The organism is Mycobacterium sp., from assembly GCF_035499775.1.
In the GTDB taxonomy this organism is placed as follows: domain Bacteria; phylum Actinomycetota; class Actinomycetes; order Mycobacteriales; family Mycobacteriaceae; genus Mycobacterium.
Map to the genome: position 1 here is coordinate 1 of NZ_DATJYB010000419.1, position 14333 is coordinate 14333.

The 14333-nt window shown below is 66.5% G+C and carries 14 protein-coding genes; 8 read left to right on the plus strand and 6 right to left on the minus strand.

Annotated elements, in window-relative coordinates:
* The first annotated feature begins 161 nt into the window (after window positions 1-161).
* A complete protein-coding gene (locus tag VML93_RS25880) occupies window positions 162-1019 on the plus strand; it encodes an AraC family transcriptional regulator (protein WP_325615121.1) in 858 nt (285 codons plus the stop codon).
* On the opposite strand, the gene VML93_RS25885 is transcribed toward VML93_RS25880, so the two are convergent.
* Entirely contained in the window at window positions 1016-2050 is a 1035-nt protein-coding gene (locus tag VML93_RS25885; RefSeq protein ID WP_325615122.1) for a dihydrodipicolinate reductase, read from the minus strand. The two genes, VML93_RS25880 and VML93_RS25885, sit on opposite strands and share 4 nt — an antisense overlap.
* Window positions 2051-2143: 93 nt before the next feature.
* On the opposite strand from VML93_RS25885, the gene VML93_RS25890 reads away from it, so the two are divergent.
* Together VML93_RS25890 and VML93_RS25895 are read left to right on the plus strand one after the other, a co-directional pair.
* Window positions 2144-2695 (plus strand): TetR/AcrR family transcriptional regulator, encoded by a 552-nt coding sequence (locus VML93_RS25890; protein WP_325615123.1) that lies wholly within the window; start codon window positions 2144-2146, stop codon window positions 2693-2695.
* Complete coding sequence (locus VML93_RS25895) at window positions 2695-3921, plus strand: cytochrome P450 (protein ID WP_325615159.1); 1227 nt, start codon at window positions 2695-2697, stop codon at window positions 3919-3921. The genes VML93_RS25890 and VML93_RS25895 overlap by 1 nt, the downstream gene beginning before the upstream one ends.
* 4 nt (window positions 3922-3925) lie before the next feature.
* Here the strand turns inward: VML93_RS25895 and VML93_RS25900 are convergent, their stop codons facing one another.
* From VML93_RS25900 to VML93_RS25910, 3 genes are read right to left on the minus strand one after another with little or no spacing between them, the layout of a single operon-like run.
* Window positions 3926-4843, minus strand: a complete 918-nt coding sequence (locus VML93_RS25900) for an MBL fold metallo-hydrolase (RefSeq protein WP_325615124.1) — start codon at window positions 4841-4843, stop codon at window positions 3926-3928.
* Window positions 4844-4845: 2 nt separating this feature from the next.
* Complete coding sequence (locus VML93_RS25905; RefSeq protein ID WP_325615160.1) at window positions 4846-5502, minus strand: L-fuculose-phosphate aldolase; 657 nt, start codon at window positions 5500-5502, stop codon at window positions 4846-4848.
* 5 nt (window positions 5503-5507) lie between these two features.
* Window positions 5508-6497, minus strand: a complete 990-nt coding sequence (locus tag VML93_RS25910; protein ID WP_325615125.1) for an NAD(P)-dependent oxidoreductase — start codon at window positions 6495-6497, stop codon at window positions 5508-5510.
* A 30-nt stretch (window positions 6498-6527) separates the two neighbouring features.
* On the opposite strand from VML93_RS25910, the gene VML93_RS25915 reads away from it, so the two are divergent.
* From VML93_RS25915 to VML93_RS25935, 5 genes are all read left to right on the plus strand, one after another.
* On the plus strand, window positions 6528-7880 hold the full coding sequence (locus VML93_RS25915; RefSeq protein ID WP_325615126.1) for a xylulokinase: 1353 nt from the start codon (window positions 6528-6530) through the stop codon (window positions 7878-7880).
* Window positions 7881-7925: 45 nt separating this feature from the next.
* Window positions 7926-8591: a GNAT family N-acetyltransferase gene (locus VML93_RS25920; RefSeq protein ID WP_325615127.1), complete on the plus strand. Its 666-nt coding sequence runs from the start codon at window positions 7926-7928 to the stop codon at window positions 8589-8591.
* Window positions 8592-8595: 4 nt separating this feature from the next.
* Entirely contained in the window at window positions 8596-8880 is a 285-nt protein-coding gene (locus VML93_RS25925; protein WP_325615128.1) for a hypothetical protein, read from the plus strand.
* 227 nt (window positions 8881-9107) lie between these two features.
* Complete coding sequence (locus tag VML93_RS25930; RefSeq protein ID WP_325615129.1) at window positions 9108-10916, plus strand: peroxidase family protein; 1809 nt, start codon at window positions 9108-9110, stop codon at window positions 10914-10916.
* A gap of 4 nt (window positions 10917-10920) precedes the next feature.
* On the plus strand, window positions 10921-12240 hold the full coding sequence (locus tag VML93_RS25935; RefSeq protein WP_325615130.1) for a cytochrome P450: 1320 nt from the start codon (window positions 10921-10923) through the stop codon (window positions 12238-12240).
* Window positions 12241-12248: 8 nt separating this feature from the next.
* Here VML93_RS25935 and VML93_RS25940 read toward each other — a convergent pair whose 3' ends face one another.
* A complete protein-coding gene (locus tag VML93_RS25940; protein ID WP_325615131.1) occupies window positions 12249-13178 on the minus strand; it encodes a class I SAM-dependent methyltransferase in 930 nt (309 codons plus the stop codon).
* An 11-nt stretch (window positions 13179-13189) separates the two neighbouring features.
* Entirely contained in the window at window positions 13190-14110 is a 921-nt protein-coding gene (locus VML93_RS25945; protein ID WP_325615132.1) for a class I SAM-dependent methyltransferase, read from the minus strand.
* Between the last annotated feature and the right edge of the window lie 223 nt (window positions 14111-14333).

Consider the following 14333-nt stretch of genomic DNA (forward strand, 5'->3'; position numbering starts at 1 on the left):
CGCGGGTCAACAGGTCGTAGCCGGGCAGCAGCGCGTCGTAGTTGGCGGCGGGCAGGTAGTCATGTGGATGATGTTTGAGCATAGAATCCATACTGCACCGGTCCAGCACTCCATAATTGGGCGATACTTGCCAAAAGTAGGACAATCTTTAGCGACATGACATGACTCAGGTAACGCGCGTTATCAGCCACCGCGACGGTGTGCCCATCCACCGATACCGGACCGATCCCGACACAATCCCGGTATCAGTGCATCGGCACGCCCGCGACGACGTCGGCGAGCTCGGCCGCCACATTCACGATTTCCCGGCGCTCTGCTACGTCCCTTCGGGGAGCCTGGCATACGTGGTGGCCCCGGGTGAGGTGCTGGACCCCGGCCAGTTGAACTACTTGGACGACGGCGTCGCTGTGCTCTTCGATCCCGCCGCACTGGGCGAGGACGCGCGATCGCCCTGGCCGGCGTGGCGGGGGCACCCGCTGCTGTTCCCGTTCCTGCACGGACAATCGGGCGGTGTGCTGCGGCTCGAAGTGCCGGTGTCCCGACAGCCGTTGTGGGACACTGCGATCCGCTCGATCGAAACCGAACTGACCGAGCGGCAAGAGGGCCACCGGCAGGCGGCCCTGGCGCACCTCACGTTGTTATTGATCGAGCTCGCACGCCTGGCCCGCGACGTGGTGGCCGACCTGCGGCGCAGCGGCGAACCGTTGCTGGCCGAAGTGTTCGCGGTGATCGACGCGCGACATGCCGAGGCATTGTCGCTGCGCGACGTCGCCGCCGAACTCGGCATGACGCCGGGGCATCTGACCACGGTCGTGCGCCGCCGCACCGGTCGCACCGTGCAGGAGTGGATCATCGAGCGCCGCATGGCCGAAGCCCGCGGACTGCTGGCCGAAACCGAGTTAGCGGTCGCCGAGGTCGCCCGGCGGGTCGGGGTGCCCGATCCCGGCTATTTCAGTCGGCTGTTCACTCGCGAGCACGGCACCTCGCCGCGCAACTGGCGTGGTCGATCGGCGCGCTAATCCAGGGCGCCCGGGGATCCGGTGATAGGCAGGTCAATTGGCGTGATGACGCCCGGTGGCGCGTCGCACAGAAACGGTATGGCGTTGACCGCCGCGACGGCGGTGCTGTCCATCAACACGGTCATCACGTCCTGCCCGGGATGGCCGAACCGGATCGTGGCGTCGATGTACGGTTCGCCGTCGATCACCACGCTGAACCCCTTGGGGTCGTCCCAGTGCGGGTCCAGCGCGTCGTCGCTCATGGTCCAGCAGATGGCCAGCTCTACCACCGCGCGCCCGTTGCGCAGACCGCGATAGGTGCGGCGCTGGCCGCCGCTGGTGCCGGCCGCGTAGTCCACCCACCCGAGATTCAAATCCCGGGTCAGCACCGCATTTTCGACGTACGCTTCCTTGGTGTCGAGTTCGGCGCCCAGCATGGCGGCGACCATGTCCAGCGTCTCGAAGTAGCCCAGGCCGTACCGTTGGGTCTGCGGGTCGAGCTGCGTCAGCCGCTGCCGCGGTGACTTGCCGAAACCGAGAACCTTCCAGACATCTGTGACGGGATAGGTTGTGCAGTACAATGTTTCGACGAGTTTGACGCTGTGCACCTTTCGGCACGCGCCGGTGAGGAAGCCGGCGGCGACGTTGATGAAGCCCGGCTCGAACCCGGTCCCCAGGAAGGTCGCGCCTCCCTCCGCCGCCGCCTCCTCGAGCGTGGGGAGCTCCACCGGGTGATGGGTGCCGGTCAGGAAGTCTCCAGTGGTGACGACGTTGATTCCGCGGCGCAGCAGGCGGGTCACCAGTTCGTAGTCGATGGCACGGGGCATGTAGTTGACGCAATCCGGCGCCAGCTCGATCAACGCATCGACATCGCTGGTCGCGGTGATGCCGATCGGCTCCCGGCCGGCGAGCACGCCCGCGTCAGCGCCTACCTTGTCCGAACCGAACGCGTGCACCCCCACCACGTCGAAGTCGTCGCGATCGAGCAGGATACCGAGCGCTCTCGTGCCGATGTTGCCGGTTGACCACTGGACTACTCGGTATTGCGCCATGCCTAACCGTAACCGTTGACAGCCGAAGTGGAACGCTGTTCTAATCAGAACGCAGTTCTAATCAGAACAATGTTCGAATGTTTGGGGGAGGCAGTGTCCACTGCACCGGTGCTGCGCTACGGCGCGCTGGACCGGGCGCACCTGACGAAGCACCTGTGGCAGTTGGCGAAGCGCGTCGGCGTCAACCGGGTCACCATGCGTGAGCTGGCAGCCGACGCGGGCACGAGGCCGTCGTCGGTGTACTACCACGTTCGCGACAAGCGCGAACTGCTCGATCTGCTGATCGAATCGGTGCTTGCCCAGATCGAAGTGCCGCAGGAGGGCGACTGGGAATCGCGGTTGGTCGCTCTGTACACGCATGCCTGGAAAGTGCTCCTCGAAGTGCCCGGGATCGCGGTCCTGCTCCAGGAGCATCCACACACCGCCGCGGCCACCGAGATGGATCGCGCCTCCCGTGCCATCCTGCGCGAATCCGGTTTGCGGAGGCAATATTTCGAGGCGGCACATGCCACGCTGTACGTCCACCTGCTGGGTTCGGTGCAGCTTGAGCACATCCGCAGCGCCGACACGCCCAACGACCGGGCGTTCGAGTACGGGTTGCGGCTGATCCTCAACGGGCTGCGCACCGAAATGGAGGGAGCATGATGACAGGCACGACGGTCGACCTGGCCGAGCCGGCACTGTGGGCGTCACGATTTCCCGAGGAGCTGTTCGCCGAACTGCGCGCCCACACGCCCGTGTTTCATCAGCAACTCACCGACGACGTGAAATCGGCGGTGGGTCGAGAGTTTTGGGTCTGCACCAAGCATGCCGACGTCGCGCGAGTGCACCGCGATTACGAATCGTTCACCGCGACCCGTGGGCCGCTGATCCAGGACGTGCCGCTGTTCGACGCCTATCCGGCCATCGTGAGTCTGGACCCACCGGATCACACCATCCGCCGTAAAGTCATCTCGCGCGCCTTCACCCCACGCGCGGTGGCCAAGCTGGAAGACGGAATTCGCGAGCGGGCCAAGGCGATGGCCGGCGCTCTACTGGAGTCCGGCGGAGGTGAATTCGTCGACCTGGCTGCGGGACTGCCGATCTCGGTGATCGGGGACATCGTCGGGATCCCCGACGCGGACCGCCAGCGCGTGTTCGGCCTGATCGAGAAGGTTTTGAAGACCGCCGGCGCCCAGCTCGCCGTCCCCGACGGCGACGACGTGTTGCCGTTTGTGGAGTTGTTCCAGTACGCCAGCACGCTGACCGCCCGCAAACGCGAACACCCCGAGGACGACATCTGGAGCACACTGTGCACGACGGAGATCACCGCCGAATCGGGGGAGAGCTTCCTGTTGCCGTCCAACGAGCTCGAGATCTTCTTCTTCGTCCTCGGGTTGGCCGGCTCCGACACCACGCGAAATGCGTTGTGCGACGGCATCCGTGCCTTCGTCGCCAACCCAGACCAGATCGAGATCTACCGATCCGACCCCGACGCGCGCCACACGGCCGTCGAAGAAGCTATCCGCTATTCCACGCCCATCCTGTTCTGGGTGCGCGGGGCTACCAAGGACGTGACGCTCGGCGGCACAGTGATCCCCGAGCGTGCCCGCGTGGTGACGATGCTGCGCTCGGCCAATCGCGACGAAGACGTCTTCGAGGATCCCTACCGCTTCGACATTCGCCGGGATCCCAACCCGCACCAGTCTTTTGGCGGTGGGGGCGCCCACCATTGTCTGGGCGCCATGCTCGCCCGGGCGGAAGTCAGGGCCGCCCTCGACGAGATCTTGTTGAATACCAATGACATTCAGGTCGGTCAGCCGATCATGACGCTGCCCGACCTGACCAACAACATGACCGTATACGACTCACTTCCGGTGAGCCTGAAATAGCCGGTCACTCGATATCTAACCAGCACTCGATATCGAATCGGTCCTCGACGGCGCGCAGCGTTGCCCCGCCGTGACCCGGATAGTGCGCGGGGATCACGGCGGCTCCCGCCTGGACGGCCTCGGTGAATATCCGGCGCCGCGTCGCCGCAGCCGCCGCGGTATCCACGTCGAGCGCGCAGGCATCGTCGGGTCGACGCAGCTGCACCGGGCTGTGGGTGAGATCGCCGACGAAGACCGCGCGCTGACCGCCGGCATCCAGCCACAGCACCGAGGAGCCCGGTGTGTGGCCGGGCGCGGGCCGTAGCCGCAGCGACGGGCTGATCTGGTGGTCGTCCGACCACTGGACGAGCTGTCCCGAGTCCGCGATCGGCAAAACGCTGTCCGCGAACAGCAGCTGGTGACCACGCTGCTGGGTGGCTTCTTGTTCGGTGCGCGGCGATTGCCGGGCGGCCGGCCCGTCGGGTGCAAAGTAGTGATAGTCGGCGGCGGACACCAGATATCGCGCGTTGGGAAATGTCGGCACCCAGGTGCCGTCAGCGAGTATCGTGTTCCATCCGACGTGATCGGCGTGGATGTGGGTGTTGACCACCACGTCCACGGCGGCCGGGTCGATGCCCGCCGACCCCAGCGCCGCCAGGAACGCCGTGTTCAGGTGGTCCAGCGGTGGCATGTGTGGGCGTGGGCGGTCGTTGCCGACGCCGGTGTCCACGACGACGGTCAGGCCGTCGACGTCGATGACCCAGCTTTGGATCGCGATGTGCCACTCGTCGGTGTCGGGGTCGAAGAAGTCCGGGACCACCAGGTCGGCGTTGTCGTGCCACCCCACCGGCGGCGTCGTCGGAAAATAAGGGCGGGTTGGCAGGTCGAACCGAAGTTCCACGACGCGGGCCACGCTCGCGTGCCCAAACTGGACCCGGTTCATCGCTACATCGGGTTGGCGCGCAGGTAGCTGTAGACGCCGGCGAAGTTGCGGTTCACTTCGTCGGGAATGGCCACCGGGCCACCGAGAGCGCGTGCGCCCCAAACGATTTGGGCGGTGCGTTCCACCAGGGCAGTGATGTGCATGACCTTGTCGGGGCGTGGCCCGACGGCCACCAGGCCATGGTTGGCGATCAGGGCGGCGCCGCGGCCTTCCAGCGCCTTGACCGCGTTGGCGCCGACGTCGGGCGTGCCGGACGCGGCGTATTCAGCGCAGCGCACGTCCCCGCCGCAGTACACCGCGAACTCGTCGATGCATGCCGGAATCGGCTGATGGGCGATCGCGAACATCGTCGCCCACACCGGGTGGCTGTGAATGACGCTGCCGATATCGTCGAACGCCTCGTAGCACGCCAGGTGCAACTTCATCTCCGACGACGGATGTCGGCCGTCCTTGGCTTGCAGCACAGCGCCTTCCGGATCGACGAGCACGAGATCGTCAAGCTCCATGTCGGCGTAGTCGACCGACGAGGGCGTGATGACGATGTTGCCGTGGGCGCTTCGGGCCGAGATGTTGCCGGCGGTGCCCTCGACCAGGCCACGGCGCAGCATGTCCTTGGCCGCGGCCAGCACCGCGGACTCCGGGTTGGCTACGAATCTCACGGACCTCATGACCGCAGTACCTCCGGGTTGACGATATGGGTGGGCGCACCGCCGGAAAGCAACGCTTCCAGGTCGTCGGCGACCATCTGCGCCTGCCTGGCCTCAGTGTTCCACGTGGCCCCGCCGATGTGTGGAGTCAGGACGACGTTGGGCATTGCCGTCAGCGGATGATCGGCCGGCAGCCATTCACCGGCGAAGTGGTCCAGGCCGGCGGCGGCCACCTTGCCGTCGCGCAACGCGGCGACCAGCGCGTCGGTGTCGTGCAGCTGGGCCCGGGCGGTATTGAGGTAGACGACGCCGTCGCGCATCGCGGCAAACTGCTCGGCGCCGATCATCCCGACGGTGTCGTCGGTGACCGGAGCGTGCATTGAGACGACATCGGCCTCGCCGAGCAGCTCATCCAGGCTGTGGCGCGCCTCGTCGTGGTACGGGTCGTAGGCGATGACCCGCATGCCGAGCCCGACCAGTCGCCAGCGCAACGCCCGGCCAACGGCGCCCAGGCCCACCAGCCCGGCGGTGAGCCCGGCGATTTCCCAGCCCCGGAACCGCTGATAGGGAATGACTCCGTCGCGAAACGTGTTGCCGCTGCGCACATCCGAGTCTGCGGTCAGCAGGTGGCGGGTGGCAGCCAACAGCAGCGCCACCGCCAGCTCGGCGACCGCGTCGGCGTTGCGGGCCGGGGTGTTCAGCACCGGGATCCCGGCGGCGGTGGCTCCGGCGATGTCGACGTTGTTGGGGTCCCCGCGGGTGGAGGCGATGGCTCTTAGGGCGCGCCGCCCTTGCTCGAACACCGGGCCGCGAACCGAGTCGCTCTCCACCACAACGACATCGGCGCCTTCGCCGGCGATCCGTTCGGCCAGCTGCTCGGCGCTGTAGATCCGCAGCGGGGTCTGATCAATCCAGGGGTCGTAGACCACGTCGGCCAATTGGCGAAGCTTGGCGAACCCCGGTCCGCGCAACGGAGCTGTCACCAGGGCACGCGGTCGAGACGTCACGATTGCCAATGCTGGCGTACGGTGGCGCCCGTGTCACGCAGCGACGTCACAATCGGCATCGACATCGGCACTACGGCGGTCAAAGCTGTAGCCGCCGACGAGGACGGCCAAGTGACGGCGCGGGTGCGCATTCCGCACCGGCTACGCGTGCCGGCGCCCGACCTGTTCGCGCACGACGCCGACGAGGCCTGGCGGCGCGCCCCGCTGGCGGCCCTCGAGCAGCTGGGTCAGCCCAGCGCCCGGGCCGTGGCCGTCGCGGCGATGGTGCCGTCGTTGACTGCCGTCGACTCCGGCGGCCGGCCCATCTCACCCGGTCTGCTCTACGGCGACGCCCGGGGCCAAGGTGCTGTCGCCGCGAAACAGCGTGACCTGCCGCTGCCAGCGGTCGGCGAGGCCGCCGAATTCCTGCGCTGGACGGCCGCCCACGCGCCGGACGCGGCCGGCTACTGGCCTGCGCCCGCGGTGGCGAACTACGCGCTGGCGGGCGAAGCCGTGATCGACTCCGCCACCGCGATCACCAGCCTGCCCCTGTTCGACGGGACGGGGTGGAATGCGGCTGCGTGTGCTGAGTGCGGTGTGGACGTTGACCGCATGCCCCGGGTGGAACCGTTCGGAGTAGCTGTCGGGCAAGTGCGTGACGCGGATTCGGTACTGGCCACCGGCGCGGTCGACGCCCTGTGTGAGCAGTTCGTGGCCGGTGCCGACCGGGCCGGCGACGTGCTCGTCCTGTGCGGCACCACCTTGATCGTGTGGACGACCATTTTCGGGTCCAGGCAGGTGCCCGGCCTCTGGACGATTCCGCACCAGCTTGCCGGCATGAGCAAGATCGGGGGGGCCAGCAACGCCGGTGGGTTGTTCCTGGGTTGGGTGGATAACCTTGTGGCACAGGGAGATCCGGTGGAAGCCGATCCGCGGCGGGTACCGGTGTGGTTGCCGTACATCCGCGGCGAGCGCACGCCGTTCCACGATCCCGACCTCCGCGCCGTGCTGGACGGCCTGGATCTGACTCACGACGCCCCTTCGGTGCGCCGCGCGGCCTACGAGGCCTCCGCCTTCGTGGTCCGCCAGCTCATCGAGCTGAGCGGTGCGCCGGTGGCGCGCATAGTCGCCGCCGGCGGCGGCACCCGCATCCAGCCGTGGATGCAGGCCATCGCGGATGCGACCGGACGCCCGGTCGAGGTGTCCGCGGTGGCGGAGGGCGCGGCGTTGGGCGCGGCCTTCCTCGCTCGCATGGCAGTCGGTCTGGAGACGACGATGATCGACGCCGCGCGCTGGGCGAGCGTAGGGTGCGTCGTCGAACCACAGCCTGCCTGGGTCGGACCGGTCCAGGACCGTTATCGACGGTTTCTCGAGCTGGGTGATCGGATGTCACGTCACGTCTAGCAGGGAACTAGCCCGATATCCGGCCGCTCGTTCTAGGCTGGTGCAATGACCGACCACGATCGCACCGCTGTCCGTCGCGAGATCACAGACGCCTTGCTCAAAGCTCTCGAACGTCGGCACGAGATAGCCGATGTCGTGGTGGAGTCGCCGAACAAGGCGGCCGCGGTCGAGTCGATCGTGAAACTGCTCGACACCTCCCACCTGGCCGCCGAAGCGGTGATGAGCATGCGGTTCGACCAGCTCACCCAGGACGCCCGCAAGAAGATCCTGGCCGAGCTCGACGACCTGAACAATCAGATGAGCTTCGCGCTCGATGACCGTCCGGCGAGCTCGGGGGAAAGTCTGGAGCTGCGGCCGTTCACCGCGCAGGAGGACCGCGACCTGTTCGTCACGCGCACCGACGAGATCCGCACCGCCGGCGACGGGTCGGGTAGGCCGGCCGGCAACATCGACGACGAGATCCGCGCCGCGCTGGACCGGGTCGACGCTGAAGAAGCGGCGTGGTTCGTGGCCGTCGACTCCGGGCAAAAGGTCGGCATGGTGTTCGGCGAGCTCGTCCACGGCGAGGTGAACGTGCGGATCTGGATCCACCCCGAGCACCGGAAGAGGGGCTACGGCACCGCCGCGCTGCGCAAGTCGAGGTCGGAGATGGCGTGGTTCTTCCCCGCCGTGCCGCTGGTGATCCGCGCGCCCGCGGCTAATCCTGGCTAGGCCGGTGCTCCCGCGGAATGCCGCTCTGCTGAGCATCGCCGCCGGCGGCCTGGCGGCGCTGGTGCTGTTCGGCTTCGGGATCGCCCACGCGAACCCGAGCCAGGAGCAGGAGGCGTGCCAACTGATGGACGACCCCGCGGGGCACGACCAGGGCTACGCGCCGGCCGAATACGCCTTCATGGTCTTGCGGGGCGAAATGTCGGCCCAGGATGCGCGGAATGTCATGTCCCGGGCGGTCCAGGAATACTGCCCCAATCACCTCACCGACCTACCGGCCAGCTGGCGGTAACCGAAGAACCGCGAGATCTCCCAGCCGGTTGCCGATTCATTTACACGCTTGTAAACGCGAGCTTATGATCGAGCCCTGTTACCTCGGATGTCCACGAACAGCCCAGTGGCGGGAGGTTGAGTGCCGTCGGATGTGTCGCGATACCCGGCTGGCGTCAAAGCCGTTGTGCCCGTTCCCTTTCCTGAGTCAATCGCAGCATGGCAACTTCTACGGAAACGGTGGTCCAAGTGAGTCGTCAATGGTATGAGCATCCCTCGCTGATTCTGCAACTAAGAGCGCTGTCGGGTTTGCGCGACGACCTGCGCGACAAAAACCTGTTCGAAGGCGACGGCATTCGGCCCAAGGAGGATCTGGGCGAACCCAGCGAGGAAGTCAAGCGTGCCCGCACCCCGGACGGCACCTGGAACGACTTGGACGACCCGTGGATGGGCTCCAAAGGATCGGGCTTCGGGCGCAACGTTCCGCTGGCCGACACCATCACCGACACCAAGCGGCTACTCGACCCCGACCCGCGGGTGGTCAGCCGGCGTCTGATGGCGCGCGACGAATTCAAGCCCGCCGGCATCATCAACGCACTGGCCGCCGCCTGGCTGCAATTCGAAAACCACAACTGGTTCTTCCACGGTGACGGTCTGGCGGACAAAACGATCGACATTCCGTTGCGCAAGGGTGACGACTTTCCCGAGAACCCGATGCGAATTCGCTGCACCATCCCCCCACATGGCGAAATCGTGGACGGTTGCCCGGCGCCCGTGTTCAGCAACGTCGAAACCCACTGGTGGGATGGTTCGCAGATCTATGGCAGCGGCAAGGAACGCCAAGCCGAGGTCCGTACCCACGTCGACGGCAAGGTCAAAGTCGGTGACGACGACAGGCTGCTGAAGAGCGATATCCCCGGTATCGACCTCACTGGCATGCGGGAGAACTGGTGGGTCGGCGTCGGTCTGCTGCACACCATGTTCGCCCGCGAACACAACGCCGTCTGCGACGCGCTGCGCAAGGCGTACCCGAGCCTGGACGACCAGCGCCTCTTCGAGTTGGGCGTGCTGGTGATCTCGGCGCTGATCGCCAAGATCCACACGGTCGAATGGACGACCTGCGTGCTGCGCCACCCCGCGCTGCAGATCGGCATGAACGCGAACTGGTTTGGCGCGCTCGGCGAGACGTTCAAGGACCGGATCGGCCGTATCGGCGACAGTGAAGCGCTGTCGGGCATCCTCGGATCGTCGACGCAACACCACAGCGCACCGTTCTCGCTGACCGAGGAGTTCGTCTCGGTGTATCGCATGCACCCGCTGATTCCCGACGACTGGAACTTCTTCTCGCTGGAAACCGGTGAGCACCTGGAAAAGCGCGACTTCACCGAGCTACAAGGACGTTTCACGCGTGACTTCATGGACCGCATGGAGATGGGCGACATGTGGTACTCGTTCGGTCTGGCCAGCGCGGGGGCGGTATGCCTGCACAACTATCCGAATGCACTGCGCCGACTGACGCGTGTCGACGGGCAGATCACCGACCTGGCCACCCTGGACATCGTGCGTGACCGGGAGCGTGGGGTGCCGCGCTACAACGACTTCCGCGAAGCGCTGCGGATGCCGCGTCGCAAGACCATCGACGAGATCACGCCGAACAAAGAATGGGCCGCCGAAATCAACGAGATCTACAACGGCGACGTCGATTTGGTGGACCTGCAGATCGGTATGCAGGCGGAGCAACCACCGAAGGGCTTCGGATTCTCCGACACCGCATTCCGCATCTTCATCCTGATGGCATCGCGGCGGCTGAAGAGCGACCGGTTCTTCACCAACGATTTCCGGCCCGAGGTGTACACCCAGGTGGGATACGACTGGGTGAACAATACGACGATGAAAGATGTTCTGCTGCGCCATTATCCGGAGCTACAGCCGGTGATCGGCGATGTGGAGCGGGTCTTCGCGCCGTGGCCCAGGCTGGGCGCAGCCGTAGCAGGCAAGAAACACCCGGTGCTGCGTCTGGCCGACTCGATCCGCGCCTACATGCCGTGGGGCGGGTAGGACGGTGGCCGACTTTCCGCATGCGTCCATCGTGGAAGGCGTCCGATTCACCGCCCAGATCGGCGCTCCCAACATCGTCCTCGGGCTGTTCAACAAGCGGGAAGTGCCCACCCGGATCGCCTCGATGGTGGCCGCCGACTATCTCGGCTACCGATTGGTGGACGGGATGGTGCGCAGCTACGGACCTGGACCCTTCTACGTGCGGGTCGCCCGCGACGAAGCGCTGCTGATCCACCATCCCGACGACCTGCGATTCGTGCTCGGCGGCTCGCCCGACCCGTTCGCATCCGACCCGGATGCCAAACGCAAGGGGATGGCCGCGTTTCAGCCCGAGGCGCTGACGATCTCACGGGGCAAGGAGTGGGCCAAGCGGCGCAAGTTCGCCGAGGCCGTACTGGACACCGGCAAGCCCATGCATCGGCTTGCCCAGCCCTTCGTCGACGTCGCCGCGGAGACCGCGGGAGAGCTCGCTTCGGAGACCATCCGGTGGCAGAACTTCAACGAGGCCGTGCAGCGCATGACGCGGCGCATCGTGTTCGGCTCCGCGGCCGCCGACGACACCGATCTGACCGAGCAGTTGGGCGAGCTGATGTCGGCGGGTAATCGCATGCCCGGTGAACCCGCACCGGGCTACGACGAGTTCATCGCGCTCATCGGAAGCTACCTGGCGGAACCCGAGGCCGACAGCCTCGCCGCGCTGATCCCGAAAGCGCCCGACCCGGGCGTGCCACCCGCCGGCCAGCTGGTGCACTGGCTGTTCGCGATGGGAGATACATTGGCCGCCAACGTGTTTCGCACGCTTGGTGTGCTGTCGACGCACCACGAGCAGTTGCACGAGGTGAAGGCCGAGATGGCCGATGCCGACATCGGCTCGGCCGCCGGCATCGCCAAGCTCGACTACCTGGCCGGGTGCGTGTTCGAGGCGATGCGGCTGTGGCCCACCACCCAGCTGTTCGGCCGGGTGACCACCCGAGACGTCGAGTTCCCGAGCGGCGCAGTGTTGCCCGAGGGCCAGCAGGTGCTGATCTACAACGTGTTCAACCACCGCAACCGCAACCTCATCCCGTACGCGGACAAGTTCGCGCCCGGCGAATGGGTCAGCGGTGACGCGGGCGACGACTGGTCCTACAACTTCTTCAGCCACGGCCCCCAGGGCTGCCCGGGTGCCGGCCTGGCGGTATTCCTCGGGCAGGCCATCCTGGCCCACCTGATCGACGCGGGCGCGACCAACTGTTCGGGAAACCGCCTGAACCCCAGCCGACCGCTGCCGCACGGCTTCGACCTTTACGGGTTCAGCGTCTCCAGCACGGCGCCGGAAGACTAGCGGCCGGGCTACGTCAAAGCGGCGGAGACGTACTTGATGTCGCCGAAGGCGACCATGGACGGCTCGGTGGGGAATTCAAAACCGTCGTCGGCGTAGAGTTCTGGCGTGCTGCGCACCGTTACCTGCCAACCGCGATCGGTTAGGTATGTCGCGACGTCGTTGCGCTCGCCGTCATAGATCAGGTCGGCCCAGTTGAGGTTCAATCCGAGACGGCGCCAGCGTTCGCTGATCTCGTGCCCTCGCTCTTGGATGCGGTCGCGGATGTTCGGAACGTACCCGGTGCAAAGCCGGCTGCCGCGGGCGCTGAGCCCGGTGATGTTGTCGAACAAGCGGTCCTGGGCGTCCGGCGGCAAATACGCCAGCAACCCTTCGGCGCTCCACGCCGTCGGCTGGGTCGGGTCGAGTCCGCCGTCCCGCAGGGCGGCCGGCCAGTCGTCGCGCAGGTCGATCCCCACCGTCCGGTGGCCGGCGGCCGGGGTCGCACCGAGTCCGGCCAACGTTTGGGTCTTGAACGCGATCACTTCGGGCTGGTCGACCTCGAAGACCACGGTGCCCGCCGGCCAGGCCAACCGGTAGGCGCGGGTGTCCAGGCCCGAAGCGAGGATGACGGCCTGGCGCACCCCGGCTGCCGCGGCGGTCAGAAAGAAAGAGTCGAAGAACCGGGTGCGGACCGCCATTCCCTCGCTGAGTCGCTGCGGAGTGAACGCGGGATCGTCCACGGCGAGTTCGATCTGGCCGTCCATCATGCGGATGAAGGCGTCGACACCGACGGCTCGCACCAGTGGCTCGGCGAACGGATCGTCGATCAGTGGGTCGGGGCCTTTGGACGCCATCGCGCGCCGGGCAGCCACCGCCGTGGCGGTGGCCCCCACGCTGGACGCCAGGTCCCAGCTGTCGCCATCATGGCGTGCGTATCGCGTGGCATCTGCATCGGTCATCGGAGTAGTCCTTACCTGAGCACAGCGGTGACGGTGGCGACGTTGCGGAGCTGGGCCGACGTGTCGTCGTCCGGGAAATGGCGGCCGTACACGGAGAACAGGTCGCGTCGCAACTGGGTGCTGACCTGCCAGCCCTGATCGCTCAGGTACTCGACGACATTGCTGCGCTCACCGTCGTAGAACAGGCCCGACAGGTCGATGTCGCAGCCCAGATTGATCCAGCGCTGGTTGAATTCCTGCGCGCGCTGCGACATCGTCACCCCGGAGTCATCCGAGTCGACGTGATATTCGGTGGCCAGCTTGCTCCCGGGCGCGCTGAGCGCGGTGATGCTGTCGAACAGCCGGTCCTGGGCTTCGGGCGGCAGGTACATCAGCAGGCCTTCCGCGCTCCACGCGGTGGGTTTGGTGTCGTCGAATCCGCTGCGGCGCAACGCAGCCGGCCAGTCTTCCCGCAGGTCGATGCTGACCGTGCGCCGATCGGCGGTGGGAAGGACGCCCAGGCCTGACATGGTGGCGCTCTTGAACTCGACGACCTTGGGCTGATCGACCTCGTAGACCACACTGCCGGGCGGCCAGGGCAGCCGGTAGGCCCGCGCGTCGAGCCCGGCGGCCAGAATCACCGATTGGCGAATCCCGTCGCGTGCCGCGTCGAGGAAGAAGTCGTCGAAGAATCGGGTGCGAATCGCCATCGAATCGGATTCGAACTGCAAGTCCCGTCCGGGGTCGCCGGAATCCTCGGGTGGGGTGACCTCGCCGTTGACCAGGCGCGTGAAGAAGTCGAGTCCGACCGCCCGCACCAATGGGCCCGCGAACGGGTCGTTGATGATGGCGTCGGGTTCTTCGCTGGCCAGAGCACGGGCGGCGGCGACCATCGTGGCCGTGGCGCCGACGCTGGAAGCCAGGTCCCAGGTGTCCTGATCGGTACGGGTCATGACGCTCCTATTTCAGATCATTCTCAGTTCCGCCGAGAGGTAGATGACCTGGCCGAGTGGGGCATCGTCGCCCTCGACCGGCGCCGTCCGGCCCACGTCCGCTGCCCGTTTGCGTCATCCATCGCCCCTTGAACACGACACCGACAGGTTACGCTTCGATATTTAGCAAATGTAACGAGCCAACCTGGACTCTACGCCTTTTCGGCCGGTTCCCTGGCGGCCC

Bases quoted from the DNA above. Each gene is read 5' to 3' on its own strand.
- VML93_RS25920 (WP_325615127.1), top strand. From the start codon at position 7,926: ATGACCGACCACGATCGCACCGCTGTCCGTCGCGAGATCACAGACGCC.
- VML93_RS25900 (WP_325615124.1), bottom strand. From the start codon at position 4,843: ATGAACCGGGTCCAGTTTGGGCACGCGAGCGTGGCCCGCGTCGTGGAA.
- VML93_RS25940 (WP_325615131.1), bottom strand. From the start codon at position 13,178: ATGACCGATGCAGATGCCACGCGATACGCACGCCATGATGGCGACAGC.
- VML93_RS25885 (WP_325615122.1), bottom strand. From the start codon at position 2,050: ATGGCGCAATACCGAGTAGTCCAGTGGTCAACCGGCAACATCGGCACG.
- VML93_RS25895 (WP_325615159.1), top strand. From the start codon at position 2,695: ATGACAGGCACGACGGTCGACCTGGCCGAGCCGGCACTGTGGGCGTCA.
- VML93_RS25945 (WP_325615132.1), bottom strand. From the start codon at position 14,110: ATGACCCGTACCGATCAGGACACCTGGGACCTGGCTTCCAGCGTCGGC.
- VML93_RS25880 (WP_325615121.1), top strand. From the start codon at position 162: ATGACTCAGGTAACGCGCGTTATCAGCCACCGCGACGGTGTGCCCATC.